Origin of the sequence: Rathayibacter rhapontici (assembly GCF_001995175.1) — a bacterium.
Taxonomy (GTDB): Bacteria; Actinomycetota; Actinomycetes; order Actinomycetales; family Microbacteriaceae; genus Rathayibacter.
In genome coordinates this window covers 1-15,188 of record NZ_MUKN01000030.1, presented here as the reverse complement: position 1 = coordinate 15,188, position 15,188 = coordinate 1, and the positions used below count along the sequence as shown (strand labels likewise).

Here is a 15,188-nt window from a genome sequence, read left to right as displayed (position 1 = left end):
CGCGAAGGGGGGCCTCGATGGCGCGGAGCAGGACCAGGGACGGACGACGGATCTCCGCGCTCGCGGTCGTGCTCGCGGCGGTGCCGCTGCTCGCGGGATGCGCGGGACCGATCGCGTTCTCGGACTTCGATGGCGAGCGCACCGACGCCGACGTGCTGCCGGATCTCGGGGTCGTCACCGACGGGATCGATCCGGAGTCGGCGCGCTACGCGGGCTCGGTCGAGGGCCTCGAGGTGTACCTCGGCTCCTCGATGGAACGCGGCGATCAGTGCGTGATCGTCGACGCCGGCGCTCAGTCGAGCAGCGCCTGCACGACGGGCGGAGGGACCGTGTCGTCGGGTCCGGGCGCCTGGACGGTGCAGCTCCATCCCGACGGCGGCGGACCGGAGGACTCCTCCTTCGAGGACTGGACGCCGCTCGGCGAGAACGTGTCGGTGCGCGCCGACTGAGCCCGTCCGGGGCGGGCCGGGGTGGAATCAGGGTTCTCCCCGATCCGCTCGGCCGCGCGCCCCGACAGGATCGGAGCGTGCCCACCGCCTCGAGATCCTCCCTGCTCCCCGCCCTCGCCCTCGTGGTCGGCGGCGGGCTGCTGCTGGGCGCAGCGACGAGTCTCCTGCAGACCGTCCTCCCGCCCGCGCTGAACTCGTTCGCCAACTCCTCCGGCGGCTGGTCGATGCTGGTGTTCGCCCTCGTGCGGCTCGCGCTGGTGCGTCCCGTGGCCGGCGCGGTCCTCGGCCTGCTCTCGTTCTTCGCGATGCTCGAGGGGTACGACCTGGTCACCGGGTGGCGCGGCTTCGGCTGGTCGCCGCCGTTCTCCGATCCGTTCTGGCTGCTCGCCGTCCCCGCCGGCCCGATCCTCGGAGCCGCCGCGGCGCTCACCCTCCACGGCACGACCGCCTGGCGGGTGCTCGCCGTCGCTCCGCTCTCGGGGGTGCTGATCGGCGAGGGCGTCTGGGCGCTGAGCGCCGTCGCCGACACCACGAGCCCGGTGTACTGGTGGCTCGAGATCGTGCTCGGAGTCGCGTTCCTGGGGCTCGCGATCCTGCGTCGCAAGCCGGGCCTTCCCGTGGTGCTCGCGTCACTCGCGATCACGGCGGCCGCGGCGGTCTGCTTCGACGTGGTCTACTCGCTGTTCTGACCTCGGGAATGCGCGGCCCTGCTCCGTTGCTGCACGAGGGGGGCTGAGGAGGATCACGTGGAGCTCGTGCACTGGCTGTTCGATGCGCAGATCGTCCTGGGCGACCAGAGGGTGCTCTGGCGCGAGGTGATCGGCAACGCCTTCGGGCTCGCGAGCGCACTGGGCGGCATGCGGCGCAGGGTCTGGGCCTGGCCCGTCGGACTCGTCGGCAACGCTCTGCTGTTCACGGTCTTCATGGGCGCGCTCTTCGGCACTCCGAACCCCGTCAACCTGCTCGGGCAGGCCGGGCGGCAGGTCATGTTCATGATCGTGAGCGTCTACGGGTGGTACCGGTGGACGCACCGCCCCGAGTCCTCGTCGACCGTGATCGAGCCGCGCTGGGCGTCCTGGCGCACTCGCGCCCTGCTGGTCCTCGGGATGGTCGGCGGCACCGCAGTGCTCACTCCCCTGTTCCGCGCCCTCGGCTCGTACGAGCCGGTGTGGAGCGACGCGTGGATCTTCACCGGATCGCTGCTCGCGACGTACGGCATGGCGAAGGGGTGGGTCGAGTTCTGGCTGATCTGGGTCGCCGTCGACGTCGTCGGCGTGCCCCTGCTCTTCTCGGCCGGGTACTACGCCTCCGGTCTGATGTACGTCGTCTACGGAGCGTTCACGCTGGTCGGGTTCTTCGTCTGGATGCGGCACGGCCGCAAGCCCTCCAGCGCTGCGGTCACGGTCGGCTGATCGCCGGGGAGCGGCCCGTAGGCTGGGACGATGACGTCCCGGGTGCGCCTCCCCCTGGCCTCGTCGCATCCCGGGCCCACGGTCACGGTCACGGTCCTCGCCACGGTGCTCGCGGCCGCGGCGGGCAGACCCCTCCTGGTCGTGGTGCTCGTCGCGCTGGCCGTCGTGGCGGGGCAGCTCTCGATCGGGCTCGCGAACGACTGGATCGACGTCGACCGCGACCGCGCGGTGGGGCGCACCGACAAGCCGGTGGCCGTCGGAGCGATCAGCGTCCGCGCCGTGCGGACCGCCGCGATCGCCACCGCCGCCGTCTCGGTCGTGCTCTCGCTCCTCCTCGGTCCGGTCCCGGCCGTCGCCCACCTCGTGCTCGTCGCGGCCGGCTGGGCGTACGACGCCGGGCTCAAGCGCACCGCCGTCTCGGTGCTCCCCTTCGTCGTCGCGTTCGGCCTCCTGCCCGTCGTCGCCGTCTCGGCCGGCGGCGGCCCTCTCCCGGCCGCCTGGGCCGTGGCGACAGGAGCCGTCTTCGGCGTCGCGATCCACTGCACCAACGTGCTGCCGGACCTGGTCGACGACGAGGCCACCGGCGTCCGCGGATTCCCGCACCGGCTGGGCCTCCGGCTCTCGGGCATCGTCGCCTTCGGCTCGCTCGTCGTCGCCGCTCTCCTGGTGCTCCTCGGTCAGATCACCGGTGCGGAGGCGGTGCGCGGCCCGGGAGTCGCGCTGGCCGTCGCCGGGACCCTCGTGGTCGTCGCGCTCGCCGCCGCCGGGATCCGCCTCGTGCTGACCGGGCCGCCGACCCGACTGCTCTTCCGCCTGGTGATCGCGGCGTCGCTCGTGCTCGTCGTCGAGCTGGGGCTCTCAGGAGCCCGCCTGGTGGCCTGACCCGGATCAGGACCAGCGCATCGCGTACACGCGGGCCAGCAGGTCGGACGTCGGCAGCGCGAGGAGCGTGCGCAGGAGGGCCGTGCGCCCGCGGTGGGCGACGGCACCCAGCGGCCGGCCCATCGCCATGTTCAGCTCGGCCTGACGGGCGGCCCGACGCGCTGCGCGCATCCGTCGACGCGCGAAGCCGACCCACGGCCCGGCCGTTCCCGAGCGGACGGCGTGCGCCAGGAGCGGAGCGAGCTCCGCCGCGTCGAGCCAGCCCAGGTTCATCCCCTGACCGCCGATCGGGCTGATCCCGTGCGCCGCGTCGCCGACGAGCACCACGCGCCCGATCCCGACGAGGCCCGCCTCGCGCCGGCGGACCCGGAAGCCGCTGAGCATCGTGCAGGTGCCGGCGTCGACCGGCGCTCCCGTGCGCGCATGGACGACCGCGGCGAGCGCCGCCGCCGCCACCGTGTCCGGAGCCGCATCGGGTCGCCACGCGGGCGCGCCGAGCGAGGCGTCCGGGCCGCTGAGAGCGACGTACCGCCGTCGGCCGCCGGGCAGGGGGAAGGACTCCACCACGCCCTCCGGGCCGACGTCGACGAGAGCGGAGGAGGACAGGGAGGCCTGCTCGGGGTCGGCGAAGTCGCCCATCACGTAGCGGTCGGAGTAGTCGCGGCCGGAGAGGCCGATGCCGAGCAGCTCCCGCACAGCGCTCCGGGCGCCGTCCGCCCCGACGACGAAGGAGGCGTGCAGCTCGATCGTCTCGCCGTGCCGACCGGTGCCCGTCACCTCGACGTGCGCCGCACGGCGGTCCAGGCCGCTCACCTCGACTCCCGTCCGGAGGGCCGTGGGGTCGAGGGCGTCCAGCCGGCCGCGGAGGATCGTCTCGGTCCGGTGCTGGTCGAGGGTCGCGACGTACGGATGCGTCCGCGACGCGCGAGCGAACGACAGGACGCCCAGATCGCGTCCCCGGCTGCGTGCGACGCCGTGCGTCACCAGGGCCGCCTCCGCGAGGACGGGCTCGGCCGCTCCGATCACCGCGAACGCGTCGAGGGACGGCGGATGGATGCCGATCGCGCGGGATCCCGCCGGCACCGAGTCCCGCTTCTCCCACACCTGCACGCCGACGCCCGCCTGCGCGAGCAGTGCGCCGAGGAACACCCCGACGGGCCCGCCGCCGACCACGAGCACGTCCGTCCGCTCCACCGTCACGCTCCGAGCCTACGGAGCGGCGCCCCCGCGCGCGGGCACTCGTGCAGTGCCCGCGCGCTGGCTAGGGTGTCGCCATGACCGACCGCGTGCTCGCTCCGGAACCCCCCGCCGACGGCTCGAAGCCGAAGGGCCCCGCCTCGTACTTCCCCAGCATCGAGAAGACCTACGGTCGCCCGGTGCAGCAGTGGCTCGATCTCGTCGACGAGCGCCTCGACTCGGAGCCGCACATGCAGGTCGTGGCGTGGCTGAAGTCGGAGCACGGCCTCGGCCACGGGCATGCGAACGCGCTCGTCGCCTACGTGAAGGCCGCCCGGGCCTGATCCCGGGCCCGGCGGCGACCGGGCCTGCGGGGGTGATCAGCCCTTCGCGGCCGCTCGAGCCGCCTTGGCGGCCTCGCGCTTCGCGATCTTCGCCGCCGCCCGCTCGGCGACCTTCCGCCGATTAAGCGCCACGGCCTCGCGGATCAGCTCGGCGAGCGCCTCCGCGTCGACCGTGTCGCCCTCGGCGAACTCGACCGAGCGGCGCTGGTTCCCGCCCAGCTCGCCGTTGAAGATCCCGTGCGGATCGGGCAGCGAGGCGCCGTAGAGGAAGCCGAGCTTGACCTTGGCCGTGAAGACGTCGCCGACGCAGAGGATCCCGTCGAGCTCCCACACGGGCGACCCCATCCACTTCCACTCCTCGACGATGCCGGGCTCGGCGGCGAGGACGACTCGGCGGAGTTCGGCGAGGACCTCCCCGCGCCAGTCGGGCGTGCGGGCGATCAGCGCGTCGATCTCGTCGCTCGGGGTCATGGGGGTCTCCTCGTCTGCGGAACGCGCCGATGCTACTCCGCCCGCGACCCTGGTGCCGCGGACCCAGCAGGGCCACGCTGAGGACGACGGAGGAGGACGACCGTGACCACGGAGCGAGAGGCCACCTGCGTGGTGATCGGCGGCGGCCCCGCGGGGCTGGTGCTGGGCCTGCTGCTCGCGCGCGCCGGAGTCGAGGTGGTCGTCCTCGAGAAGCACGCCGACTTCCTGCGCGACTTCCGCGGCGACACCGTGCATCCGGCGACCCTCGACCTTCTGTCGGACCTCGGCCTCTTCGAGGCGTTCGACGCGCTCCCCCAGTCGCGGCTGCGCCACGTCGCGCTGCCCGGCGGATCCGACGTGCGGATGGCCGACTTCGGTCGGCTCCCGCTCCGGCACCCGTACCTCGCGATGGTCCCGCAGTGGGATCTGCTCGATCTGCTGGCAGGGGCCGCGTCGTCCGAGCCGTCGTTCACGCTCCTCCGCCGGCACGAGGTCACCGGCGTGCTCCGCGAGGCCGGACGGGTCGTCGGAGTGGAGTACAGGTCTCCGGAGGGTCCCGGCCGTCTCCTCGCCGACCTGACGGTCGCGTGCGACGGCCGCTGGTCCCTCGTGCGGCGCGCCGTCGGCCTGCCCGTGCGCGAGCACCCCGTCCCGTTCGACGTCCAGTGGTATCGGGTGGCCTCCTCGCGTCGGCTGCCCGAGTCGCTCCTGCCGCGCATCGCCGACGGGAGGGTCGCCATCGGCATCCCCCGCACGGGCTACGTCCAGATCGCCTCGCTGCGGAGGAAGGGCACGGACGCCGAGGTCCGCGCGCGGGGCGTCCCGGCGTTCCGGGCGGAGGCGGCGGCGCTGTTCCCGGAGCTCGCGGACGCGGTCGGGAGCATCGGGTCGATGGACGACGTGAAGCACCTCGACGTCCGACTGGACCGCTTGCGCCGCTGGCACGCGGACGGCGTGCTCTGCCTGGGCGACGCCGCGCACGCGATGTCGCCGGTCGGCGGCGTGGGCGTGAACCTCGCCGTGCAGGACGCGGTCGCGGCGGCGCGGGTGCTCGCCGGCCCCCTGCGCCGCGGGGAGCTGCGCGGCCCCCGGGCTCGGCGTCTGCTCGCCCGCGTCCAGCGCCGACGGACGTTCCCCACCGTCGCGCTGCAGCTCCTGCAGCGCGTGCTGCACGCCCGACTGATCGCGCCGGCCCTCTCGGGCACCGTCGCGGTGCCGGCGCTCCTCGTCGGGCTCCTGCGGTGCGTCCCCGCCCTCGCGGTGGTCCCGGCCTGGATCGTGGGCGTCGGGCCCCGCCCGGAGCGGGCTCCGACCTGGGCCCGGCGTCCCTGACGGCGTCAGGCCAGGAGCCGGCGCACCGCCTCCGCGACCAGGGCGTCGTCCGCCGGTTCGTCGTCGAGCGCGCGGTGGATCGTCAGACCCTCCATCAGCGCGTCGAGCATCCGGGCGGTCGCGGGGTCGAAGTGCTGCTCGAGCGCCGCGCGGGTCCGCGCCATCCAGCGGTGGGTCAGGGCGCGGAACTCGGGCTGCCGGGAGGCGAGCGTGTACAGCTCGTGGGTCAGCACGAGCTCGCGCTGGCTGCCGAAGACGTCGTGCACGACCAGGTCGACCAGTGCCTGCCGCGCCTCGTCCCGCGTCGTCGCCCCGTCCATCCGGCGCTGCGCCTGCGCCGCCACCGAGTCGGAGAACCGCGCGAACGCCGCGTGCAGCAGCTCGTCCATCCCGGCGAAGTGGTAGGTCATCGAGCCCAGCGGCACGTCGGCGGCGGCGGCCACGCGCCGGTGGGACGTGCCGGAGACGCCGACCTCCGCGATCACGTCGAGGCAGGCGTCGATGATCCGGTCGCGGCGGTGCGGATCGGTGCGCCGCACGGCGCGCACCCGGGTGCCCTCGCTCACCGGTCGACCTCCGCCGCCCGGGGGCGGCGGACGCGGACGAGCCGCCCGTGCGTCCGGGGGTCTCCCACGAGGATGTCCATGTGCACGATCGTACACATGGCGTGTACGTTCGTACGCATGCCTGCTCCCGACTCCGCTCCTCCGACCAGGGAGGCCCGCCGCGCCCGCGGTGCCGTCGCCGCCCTGTTCCTCACCAACGGCGCGCTGTTCGCCAATCTCGTGCCGCGCTTCCCCGAGATCAAGTCCGACCTCCTGCTCGACAACGCGGCGTACGGAGTCGCGATCGCCGCCTTCCCGACCGGCGCGGTCCTCGCCGGCCTCGCCTCCGCCTCCGTGATCCGGCGCTTCGGGAGCGGCCGCGCGGCCGTGGCCGGCACCGTCCTCACCGCGATCGGCACGATGGTCGCGGGCTTCTCGCCGACCCTGCTCGCCTTCGCCGCGGCACTCCTCCTGGCGGGCGCGACCGACGCGATCACCGACGTCGCGCAGAACACGCACGGACTGCGGGTCCAGCGGCGCTACGGCCGCTCCATCATCAACTCCTTCCACGCGGTGTGGTCGATCGGCGCGGTCCTCGGCGGCTCGATGGCGGCCGGCGCCCTCGCGCTCGGCGTGCCCCGCTCCCTCCACCTCGTGCTCTCGGGCACCCTGTTCGCGATCGTGGCGCTGGTCGCGCTGCGGTTCTGCCTCCCCGGCCGTGACGACGAGGCCCGTCCCGATCCGGTGGCCGGTGATCGCGCGCCACGGGCCCGCGTCGGCGCGCGGGTCGCCCTCGTCCTCGCCGCCCTGGTCGGCGTGGCGATCGCGGGCACGCTCGTCGAGGACGCGGGCTCGACGTGGGCGGCCCTCTACCTGTCCGCCGATCTCGGAGCGACCGCCGCCGTCGCCGCCTACGGCTTCGTGGCCCTCGTCGGCGCCCAGTTCGTCGGCCGGATCCTCGGCGACCGCCTCGTCGACCGCTTCGGTCAGCGCGCAGTGGTCCGCACCGGAGGGGTGATCGCCGGGGTGGGGATGGGTCTCGCCCTCCTGCTCCCCTCGGTCCCCGGCACGATCCTCGGCTTCGCCGCAGCCGGCTTCGGCCTCGCGACGACCGTTCCCGCGGCGATGCACGAGGCCGACGAGATCCCGGGGCTGCGCGCCGGCACCGGAGTGACGCTCGTCTCGTGGCTGATGCGGCTCGGGTTCCTCCTGTCGCCGCCGCTCGTCGGACTCGTGGCAGACAGCGCCGGTCTGCGGGTCGGCCTGGCCGTCGTCCCGCTCGCGGCGATCCTGGCGGTCGTCCTCTCCCCCGTGCTGAGCACGCGCCGGTCCGCCTCCCGCGGGGAGGCCGCACAGTGACCCGGGAGCTCGGCGCGGTCCTCTGGGACATGGACGGCACCCTCGTCGACTCCGAGCCCGCGTGGATCGCCGCCCAGTACGCCCTCGTCGAGCGCTCGGGCGGAGTCTGGAGCGAGGCCGACGCGCTCGCCCTCGTCGGCTCGACCCTGGAGCAGACGGCCGTCGCCCTCCGCGCGGCGGGGGTCGCACTCGACGACGGCGCGATCGAGGACGCGCTCGAGGGCGACGTCGAGGCCGCCCTCGGCGCGGGGATCGCCTGGCGGCCCGGAGCACGCGAGCTCCTCCGCTCCGTCGCGGCAGCGGGGATCCCGCAGGCGATCGTGACCACCTCGTCGCGCCGGCTGGCCTCGATCGTCGCCGCGGCGCTCGCCGGCGACGTGACGTTCGCCGTCGTGGTCACGGGAGACGACGTCACCCGCGGGAAGCCGGACCCCGAGCCCTACCTGCTCGCCGCCCGCCTCCTGGGAGTGGCGATCGAGGACTGCGCGGCCGTCGAGGACTCCCCCACGGGTCTCGGCGCCGCCGTCGCCTCGGGTGCCGCGGCCGTCGGGGTCCCGCACCAGGTGGCGCTCGCCGAGGGCGCCGACCGCGTGCTCTGGCCGACCCTCGCGGGCCGGACGGTGGAGGACCTGCGCGCACTCCTGCGCTGACCCGCGCCGACGCGGCGGGAGCGCGGGGCTACTGCCGGTACGACGACAGGAAGTTGCCGAGCCGCTCGATCGCCTCCGAGATCACCCGCTCCTCGGGGAGGGTGACGATGCGGAGGTGGTCGGGGGTCGGCCAGTTGAACCCCGTCCCCGGCACCAGCAGGATGTGCTCCGCGATCAGCAGATCGTAGACGAGCCTCCCGTCGTCGCGGATGTCGTGCACCTCGGGGTCCAGCCGCGGGAACGCGTAGAGCGCTCCGCGGGGCAGCTCGCACGAGACGCCGGGGATCCGCTCGAGGCCGGACCACGCCGCGTCGCGCTGGCGGTGCAGCCGCCCCTCCGGAGCCACGAGCGCCTCGATCGACTGCACGCCCGAGAGCGCGGCCTGGATCGCGTACTGACCGGGCACGTTCGGGCACAGCCGCGTCGACGCGAGCAGCGTGATGCCCTCGAGGAACCCCTCCGCGTGCGCCCGCGGGCCCGTGATCGCCAGCCAGCCGGAGCGGTAGCCCGCCACCCGGTAGGTCTTCGACAGCCCGTTGAAGGTCAGGCAGAGCAGGTCCGGCGCCAGCGAGGCGAGCGGGATGTGCACCGCGTCGTCGTAGAGGATCCGGTCGTAGATCTCGTCGGCGAGCAGCAGCAGCGAGTGCTCGCGGGCGACGGCGACGATCCCCTCGAGGACCGCCCGGCTGTAGACCGCGCCCGTCGGGTTGTTGGGGTTGATCACCACGATCGCCTTGGTCTGCGGGGTGATCTTCGAGCGGATGTCCTCGAGGTCCGGCTGCCAGGCGTCCTCCTCCGCGCAGCGGTAGTGCACGGCCGTCCCGCCGGCCAGGCTCGTCATCGCCGTCCAGAGCGGGTAGTCGGGTGCCGGGATCAGCACCTCGTCGCCGTCGTCGAGCAGGGCCTGCAAGGTCATCGTGATGAGCTCCGACACCCCGTTGCCCAGGAACACCCACTCGGGGTCGACCGGTGGGAAGCCCGGGATCTCCTCGTAGCGGTAGGTGACGGCCTGGCGTGCCGAGAGGATCCCGCGGCTGTCGCTGTAGCCGTGGGCGTTCGGGACCGCGGCGATCATGTCGCGCACGATCTGGTGCGGCGCCTCGAAGTCGAAGCCGGCGGGGTTCCCGGTGTTGAGCTTGAGGATGCGGTGCCCCTCGCTCTCGAGCCGCGAGGCCTCGACGAGGGCCTTCCCGCGGATCTCGTAGAGGACGTTCCGGAGTTTCGCGGACTGCTCGAGGGGGCGCGGAGTGCTCATCCGGCCAGGGTAGCCACCCGGCGGGCGCCCGGCGCCCTCCCGCGCGGCGTCGAGGTGCGCGTGTCACCCTGGTCGGATGAGCTCCGCCGCCGATCCCCGGACCTACGACCTCGACGAGCTGCGCCGTCGGATCCTCGCCGACGACGGGGACGAGGTCGGCGCCGTCGACGACAGCATCCCCGAGCTCGCCGCCGCCGACCCGCACCTGCTCGCCCTCGCCCTCGCCCTGCCGGACGGCTCCGTCCGCGCCAGCGAGGAGGCGGCCGTCCTCGTCAGCATCCAGTCGGCCGTGAAGCCGTTCCTGTTCGCCCTGGCTCTGCTCGACACGGCCGGAGACGCTCTCGAGCGGGTCGGCATCGAGCCGACCGGCGAGGCGTTCGATGCGGTCAAGCTCGAGAGCGGCACGGGCCGTCCGCCGAACCCGATGGTGAACGCGGGCGCGCTGCTCACCGCCTCCCTCGTCGACGGGGACGGCGCCGACGAGCGGAGCGAGCGCATCCTCCGCGGCCTGTCGGCCTTCGCCGGGCGCCCCCTCGAGGTCGACGACTCCGTCGCCCGCAACGAGCACCTGCTCGGCGACCGCAATCACGCCCTCGCGCACCTCATGCGCGCCGAGGGCACGCTGCACGTCGGAGCCGACGACGCGGTCGCGGCCTACGCGCGGGCCTGCGCCGTGCTCGTCGACACCCGCTCGCTCGCCGTCATGGGCGCGACTCTCGCTCTCGGCGGAGTGAACCCCGTCACCGGGGAGCGCGTCGTCCCTCCCGCCGTCGCGCGGGACGTGCTCTCGGTGATGGCGACCTGCGGGGTGTACGACGGCTCCGGACGCTGGATGCGCGCGGTCGGGATCCCCGCGAAGTCGAGCGTGTCGGGCGCTCTGGTCCTCTCGGTGCCCGGTCGGCTGGGCGCGGCGGTCGTGAGCCCGCCGCTGGACCGCGACGGCACCAGCGTCCGTGGCCGCCGGGTCAGCGATCGGCTGAGCGCCGACCTCGATCTCCACGTCTTCGGCCGCGGCACCTGAGTGCCGGGCCGCTTCCCGAGGGCGGGCACGGCGCTCTAGGGTGGCCCGCATGACCGCGCCGCTGCCCTACCTCGCGTTCCCCGGCACAGCCCGGTCCGCCCTCGGCTTCTATCACCACGTCTTCGGCGGCGAGCTCGCCCTGCACACCTTCGCGCAGTTCGGCCGCACCGACGGCCCCGGCGAGGCGATCGCCCACGGCGTGCTCACCGGTCCGGTGGCGCTCGCCGCGTCCGACGCGGCGACCGGCGAGGAGTCGCTCCACCTCGAGGGAGTCCTCTTCGCGCTCCTCGGGGCCGCGGAACCGGAGGTGCTCCAGCGCTGGTTCGAGGGTCTCGCCGAGGGCGGCGCCGTCGTCGACCCGCTCGGGGCGAAGCCGTGGGGAGCGACCGACGGTCAGGTCCGAGACCGGTACGGCATCACCTGGCTCCTCGGCTGGGAGGGCTGACGGTCCACCCCGGGCTCCGGTTCCGTCGCGCCCGCTACCGTAAGACGATGCAGTGCCGGGGAGTACACCGATGACCGCCGTCCGCTACGTCGCGATCGGCGACTCCTTCACCGAGGGCGTCGGCGATGAGCTGCCGGACGGCACCGCGCGCGGCTGGGCCGACCTGGCCGCGCAGGGCTGGGCCGAGGCGACGGGCGAGCGGATCGGCTACGCCAACCTCGCGATCCGGGGCCGGCTCATCGCGCCCATCGTCCAGGAGCAGCTCGAGCCCGCTCTCGCCCTGAAGCCGACCCACCTGTCCTTCAACGGAGGCGGCAATGACATGCTCCGCCCCCGCGCCGACATCGACCGGATCGCCGACTCCTACGCGCACGTGCTCCGCCGGTGCGACGAGGAGGGGGTGGTGCTGATCGCCCTCGCCGGCGCCGATCCCTCGGCCCGGCTGCCTCTCGGGCGCATGATCAAGCGGCGGGGCGATGCGCTCACCTCCGCGGTCCTGCGCCGGATCGAGGGCCGCGACGACATCGTCGTCGCCGACAACTGGAACGACTCCGCCTTCCAGCGACCGGAGATGTGGTCGGAGGACCGGCTGCACATGGGCGCGCGCGGGCACCACCGCGTGGCGTCGAAGGTCCTCTCGGCCCTGGGGCTGACCCCGCCCGCCGTCTGGCGGGACATCCCGGCCGAGCAGGCCGGTCGCCAGGGATCCGCGCAGTACTACCGCGAGCACGTGGCCCCGTGGGTGCGCAGGCGCCTGACCGGCACCTCCTCCGGCGACGGGCGCACGGCGAAATTCCCCGACTTCGTGCCGATCGAGCCGCTGGGCTGAGCCCCGCGCGGCCGGCGGCGCCGGTCGGAGTCGAGCGCCGCCGTCAGCGCCAGCCGTAGCGCGCCGAGACGGCCTTCGCGATCGGATCGAACCGCGAGCGCTCGAGCACCGCGCCCTCGCGGCGCATGCCGGCGGGGTGGATGCGGAACACCCGCTCCGGGTCGACCCAGCTCGGCCGCCCCTCGGCGTCCCAGGCGCCCGTGCCGACCGGCAGGTAGCCGTCGTGCTGCTTCGAGCTCAGGCGCACCGCCAGGACGGTGCCCGCCTTCTCGACCGCGAGGACGAGCACCGGGCGGTCCTTGCCGCGTCCGTCGTCCTCCTCGTAGGGGACCCAGGTCCAGACGATCTCGCCGGGGTCCGGGTCGCCGTCGGCGGTCGGTGCGTAGCCGGCGTGCACTCCGTGCACGCGTGCCGGGTCGATCTCGACGGTCCGGCCCACTCCGCTGGCCCCCGGCGTCGTGGCCGTCGGCGTCAGGAAAGGACGCTGAGCGGGCGGCTGCGCATCGGGCCGCGGCGCGATGGTGCGGCCGAGGAGTCGGAGGAGCAGGGACACGACCGAGCGCGAGGAGGGCACCCGGGAACTAGCCCGGATCCCCCGCGCGGCGGGGGAACGACGACGGGGTGCCGCTCTCGGAAGAGCGGCACCCCGTGCGGTGCGGTGCGGGTGAGGTGGGGTCAGTCCGCGAGGACGTAGCCCGCCTCACCGTGGATCGCGGTGTCGATGCCGGCGACCTCGTCCTCGTTCTTGACGCGGAACCCGATGGTCTTCTGGATCACGAAGCCGATCAGGAGGGTCATCAGGAAGGAGTAGGCTAGGACGGTGAAGGCCGCGAGGGCCTGCGCGCCGAGCTGAGCGGCTCCGCCGCCGAGGAACAGGCCGACGTCGGTGCCGAAGAAGCCGATGTAGAGCGTTCCGATGAGACCGCCGACCAGGTGGACGCCGACCACGTCGAGCGAGTCGTCGTAGCCGAGGCGGTACTTGAGGTCGATCGCCAGGGCGCAGACGGCTCCGGTGATGACGCCCAGGACGATCGCCCAGAACGGCGACAGGCTGGCGCAGGCGGGGGTGATCGCGACGAGGCCCGCGACGGCACCGGAGGCGGCGCCGATCGAGGTGGGCTTGCCGTCCTTGATCTTCTCGACGACGAGCCAGCCGAGGATCGCGGCGGCCGGAGCGGCGATGGTGTTCAGGAACGCGATGGCGGCGATGCCGTCGGCGGCCAGCTCGGAGCCGGCGTTGAAGCCGAACCAGCCGAACCAGAGCAGACCGGCGCCGAGCAGCACGAACGGCGGGTTGTGCGGCTGGTGCGCGCCCTTGGTGAAGTTGACGCGCTTGCCCAGGACCAGGGCGAGGGCGAGGGCCGCCGCACCGGCGTTGATGTGCACCGCGGTGCCGCCCGCGAAGTCGATCGCGCCGACGTTGTAGGCGATCCAGCCGCCGTCCACGACGCCCTCGTCGCCGACGGTGAAGTTGAAGACCCAGGAGGCGACGGGGAAGTAGACGACCGTGGCCCAGACGCCGGCGAAGACCATCCATGCGCCGAACTTGGCGCGGTCGGCGATCGCACCCGAGATGAGCGCGACGGTGATGATCGCGAACGTGGCCTGGAACGCCGCGAAGGCGATCGTCGGGTAGGCCCCGGTCTGCTCGGCGAGCGCGTCGTTGTAGACGCCCTGCAGGCCCATCTGCGCGACGTCGATGCCGAGGAAGCCGTCGATCCCGAAGAAGGAGTCGGTGCCGGCGGGGCCCGCGGGGCCGTTGCCGAACACGATGGCGTAGCCGTAGAGGACCCAGAGGACTCCGATCAGCCCCATCGCTCCGAAGCTGAGCATCATCATGCTGATGACGCTCTTCGCCCGGACGAGACCGCCGTAGAAGAACGCCAGTCCCGGCGTCATCAGCAGCACGAGTGCCGCGGCGATGAGAAGGAAGGCGGTGTTGCCTTGATCCATTCTGAAACCTTTCTTCGGGTGCGCAGGAGCGACCCGGAGAACGCCTGGGCGTCAGCGGAGTCGAGTCGCTTGAGTACGCGGACAGTCTGGCCGTGCGACGTTTCGTCCCGAGGGGCGCCGCGTTTCGGGCGCGTTACAGGGGAGCGTTTCGTGTGAACAACGCGTTACACGGACCTGCCGGAGCGCTCTGCGGAGCGCCTCGTGCCCTCCGAAGGGGCCCGGATCCTACGAAGACGGCGCCGCGAACGCCCTCATGCTGGTCAGCGCGATGAGCCGCGACATCGAGCGGAGGTACTTCTTGCGGTAGCCGCCGCTGAGCATGTCGCCTCCGAAGACCTCGTCCAGCGGCACTCCCGAGGCGAGCACCGGGATCTGCGCGTCGTACACCCGGTCGATGAACGCCACGAGGCGCAGGGCGTCGGTCTGGTCGGTCAGCGCCACGACGTCGCGGAGGACGATCGCGTCCACTCCGTCGATCACCTTGATGTATCGAGAGGGGTGCACGGAGCCGAGGTGGTCCACGGCCGCTCGGAAGGAGTCGTCGGTGACCACGGCGCCGGCCGGGGCCTGCGCGAGGGCCTCGGCGATCTCGGAGTCGGTCCGCGTGACGGCGTGCCCCTCGATGTCCCGGCGGCGGTAGTCGGTTCCGTCGATGCGCATCGTCTGGAAGTGCTCCGCCATCGCGTGGATCTCGCGGAGGAAGTCCGCGGCCGCGAACCGGCCCTCGCCGAGTGCGTTCGGCGGGGTGTTCGACGTCGCCGCGATGCGGGTGCCGGACGCGACGAGCTCGCCCAGCAGGCGGGTCATCAGCATCGTGTCGCCCGGGTCGTCGAGCTCGAACTCGTCGATGCAGAGGAGGGCGGAGCCCTTCAGGAGCGACACCGTCGCCGCGTAGCCGAGCGCGCCGACCAGAGCGGTGTACTCGATGAAGGTGCCGAAGTAGGTGCGGCCCGGCACCGCGTGCCAGATCGCGGCGAGGAGGTGGGTCTTGCCGACGCCGAACCCGCCGTCGAGGTACACGCCGGGCTTCACCTCCGGGGCCTTCTTCCGGCCGAAGCCGAAGAA

18 protein-coding genes are annotated in these 15,188 nt (G+C 73.5%); 11 read left to right on the top strand and 7 right to left on the bottom strand.

The window, feature by feature from the left end; genetic code table 11:
* Positions 1-17: 17 nt before the first annotated feature.
* From B0T42_RS10980 to B0T42_RS10965, 4 genes are all read left to right on the top strand, one after another.
* On the top strand, positions 18-449 hold the full coding sequence (locus B0T42_RS10980; protein ID WP_077223183.1) for a hypothetical protein: 432 nt from the start codon (positions 18-20) through the stop codon (positions 447-449).
* A gap of 77 nt (positions 450-526) precedes the next feature.
* Positions 527-1,138 carry a DUF6518 family protein gene (locus tag B0T42_RS10975; RefSeq protein WP_077223182.1) on the top strand — a complete coding sequence of 204 codons (612 nt, stop codon included), beginning with the start codon at positions 527-529 and terminating at the stop codon, positions 1,136-1,138.
* 57 nt (positions 1,139-1,195) lie between these two features.
* The gene (gene pnuC / locus B0T42_RS10970) at positions 1,196-1,861 is read left to right on the top strand and encodes a nicotinamide riboside transporter PnuC (protein ID WP_077223181.1); all 666 of its coding nucleotides are present in this window, start codon (positions 1,196-1,198) and stop codon (positions 1,859-1,861) included.
* Between the two features lie 30 nt (positions 1,862-1,891).
* A complete protein-coding gene (locus B0T42_RS10965; protein ID WP_077223180.1) occupies positions 1,892-2,743 on the top strand; it encodes a UbiA family prenyltransferase in 852 nt (283 codons plus the stop codon).
* Between the two features lie 6 nt (positions 2,744-2,749).
* On the opposite strand, the gene B0T42_RS10960 is transcribed toward B0T42_RS10965, so the two are convergent.
* Positions 2,750-3,943, bottom strand: coding sequence for an FAD-dependent oxidoreductase (locus B0T42_RS10960; RefSeq protein WP_236720234.1), 1,194 nt, complete (start codon positions 3,941-3,943; stop codon positions 2,750-2,752).
* Positions 3,944-4,017: 74 nt separating this feature from the next.
* On the opposite strand from B0T42_RS10960, the gene B0T42_RS10955 reads away from it, so the two are divergent.
* A complete protein-coding gene (locus B0T42_RS10955; RefSeq protein WP_077223178.1) occupies positions 4,018-4,263 on the top strand; it encodes a DUF4287 domain-containing protein in 246 nt (81 codons plus the stop codon).
* Between the two features lie 36 nt (positions 4,264-4,299).
* Here the strand turns inward: B0T42_RS10955 and B0T42_RS10950 are convergent, their stop codons facing one another.
* Complete coding sequence (locus tag B0T42_RS10950) at positions 4,300-4,734, bottom strand: DUF1801 domain-containing protein (RefSeq protein ID WP_077223177.1); 435 nt, start codon at positions 4,732-4,734, stop codon at positions 4,300-4,302.
* 102 nt (positions 4,735-4,836) lie between these two features.
* On the opposite strand from B0T42_RS10950, the gene B0T42_RS10945 reads away from it, so the two are divergent.
* Positions 4,837-6,066, top strand: a complete 1,230-nt coding sequence (locus B0T42_RS10945) for an FAD-dependent oxidoreductase (RefSeq protein ID WP_077223176.1) — start codon at positions 4,837-4,839, stop codon at positions 6,064-6,066.
* Positions 6,067-6,071: 5 nt separating this feature from the next.
* On the opposite strand, the gene B0T42_RS10940 is transcribed toward B0T42_RS10945, so the two are convergent.
* A complete protein-coding gene (locus tag B0T42_RS10940) occupies positions 6,072-6,632 on the bottom strand; it encodes a TetR/AcrR family transcriptional regulator (RefSeq protein WP_077223175.1) in 561 nt (186 codons plus the stop codon).
* Positions 6,633-6,749: 117 nt separating this feature from the next.
* Here B0T42_RS10940 and B0T42_RS10935 point away from each other — a divergent pair, with 117 nt between their 5' ends.
* Complete coding sequence (locus B0T42_RS10935) at positions 6,750-7,970, top strand: MFS transporter (protein ID WP_077223174.1); 1,221 nt, start codon at positions 6,750-6,752, stop codon at positions 7,968-7,970.
* Positions 7,967-8,620: an HAD family hydrolase gene (locus B0T42_RS10930; RefSeq protein ID WP_236720233.1), complete on the top strand. Its 654-nt coding sequence runs from the start codon at positions 7,967-7,969 to the stop codon at positions 8,618-8,620. Before B0T42_RS10935 ends, B0T42_RS10930 begins: the two co-directional genes overlap by 4 nt.
* Before the next feature lie 28 nt (positions 8,621-8,648).
* Here the strand turns inward: B0T42_RS10930 and B0T42_RS10925 are convergent, their stop codons facing one another.
* Positions 8,649-9,875, bottom strand: a complete 1,227-nt coding sequence (locus B0T42_RS10925; protein WP_077223173.1) for a pyridoxal phosphate-dependent aminotransferase — start codon at positions 9,873-9,875, stop codon at positions 8,649-8,651.
* Positions 9,876-9,951: 76 nt separating this feature from the next.
* On the opposite strand from B0T42_RS10925, the gene glsA reads away from it, so the two are divergent.
* The 3 genes from glsA (at position 9,952) to B0T42_RS10910 (ending at position 12,170) form a co-directional block, all read left to right on the top strand.
* Positions 9,952-10,896: a glutaminase A gene (gene glsA, locus B0T42_RS10920; RefSeq protein WP_077223172.1), complete on the top strand. Its 945-nt coding sequence runs from the start codon at positions 9,952-9,954 to the stop codon at positions 10,894-10,896.
* Positions 10,897-10,945: 49 nt separating this feature from the next.
* Entirely contained in the window at positions 10,946-11,341 is a 396-nt protein-coding gene (locus B0T42_RS10915) for a VOC family protein (RefSeq protein ID WP_077223171.1), read from the top strand.
* A gap of 70 nt (positions 11,342-11,411) precedes the next feature.
* Positions 11,412-12,170, top strand: coding sequence for an SGNH/GDSL hydrolase family protein (locus tag B0T42_RS10910; RefSeq protein WP_077223170.1), 759 nt, complete (start codon positions 11,412-11,414; stop codon positions 12,168-12,170).
* 43 nt (positions 12,171-12,213) lie between these two features.
* Here the strand turns inward: B0T42_RS10910 and B0T42_RS10905 are convergent, their stop codons facing one another.
* From B0T42_RS10905 to zapE, 3 genes are all read right to left on the bottom strand, one after another.
* Positions 12,214-12,744 (bottom strand): type II toxin-antitoxin system PemK/MazF family toxin, encoded by a 531-nt coding sequence (locus B0T42_RS10905; protein ID WP_236720232.1) that lies wholly within the window; start codon positions 12,742-12,744, stop codon positions 12,214-12,216.
* Positions 12,745-12,845: 101 nt separating this feature from the next.
* Positions 12,846-14,123 carry an ammonium transporter gene (locus tag B0T42_RS10900; protein WP_077223169.1) on the bottom strand — a complete coding sequence of 426 codons (1,278 nt, stop codon included), beginning with the start codon at positions 14,121-14,123 and terminating at the stop codon, positions 12,846-12,848.
* 225 nt (positions 14,124-14,348) lie between these two features.
* Positions 14,349-15,188: cell division protein ZapE (gene zapE, locus B0T42_RS10895; protein ID WP_139344483.1), on the bottom strand; the 840-nt coding region annotated here is incomplete at its 5' end.

Excerpts from the sequence above, each read along its gene's own strand:
- B0T42_RS10915 (WP_077223171.1), top strand. The coding sequence starts at position 10,946 with ATGACCGCGCCGCTGCCCTACCTCGCGTTCCCCGGCACAGCCCGGTCC.
- B0T42_RS10955 (WP_077223178.1), top strand. The coding sequence starts at position 4,018 with ATGACCGACCGCGTGCTCGCTCCGGAACCCCCCGCCGACGGCTCGAAG.
- B0T42_RS10980 (WP_077223183.1), top strand. The coding sequence starts at position 18 with ATGGCGCGGAGCAGGACCAGGGACGGACGACGGATCTCCGCGCTCGCG.
- B0T42_RS10900 (WP_077223169.1), bottom strand. The coding sequence starts at position 14,123 with ATGGATCAAGGCAACACCGCCTTCCTTCTCATCGCCGCGGCACTCGTG.
- glsA (WP_077223172.1), top strand. The coding sequence starts at position 9,952 with ATGAGCTCCGCCGCCGATCCCCGGACCTACGACCTCGACGAGCTGCGC.
- B0T42_RS10935 (WP_077223174.1), top strand. The coding sequence starts at position 6,750 with ATGCCTGCTCCCGACTCCGCTCCTCCGACCAGGGAGGCCCGCCGCGCC.
- B0T42_RS10950 (WP_077223177.1), bottom strand. The coding sequence starts at position 4,734 with ATGACCCCGAGCGACGAGATCGACGCGCTGATCGCCCGCACGCCCGAC.
- B0T42_RS10965 (WP_077223180.1), top strand. The coding sequence starts at position 1,892 with ATGACGTCCCGGGTGCGCCTCCCCCTGGCCTCGTCGCATCCCGGGCCC.
- B0T42_RS10925 (WP_077223173.1), bottom strand. The coding sequence starts at position 9,875 with ATGAGCACTCCGCGCCCCCTCGAGCAGTCCGCGAAACTCCGGAACGTC.
- B0T42_RS10910 (WP_077223170.1), top strand. The coding sequence starts at position 11,412 with ATGACCGCCGTCCGCTACGTCGCGATCGGCGACTCCTTCACCGAGGGC.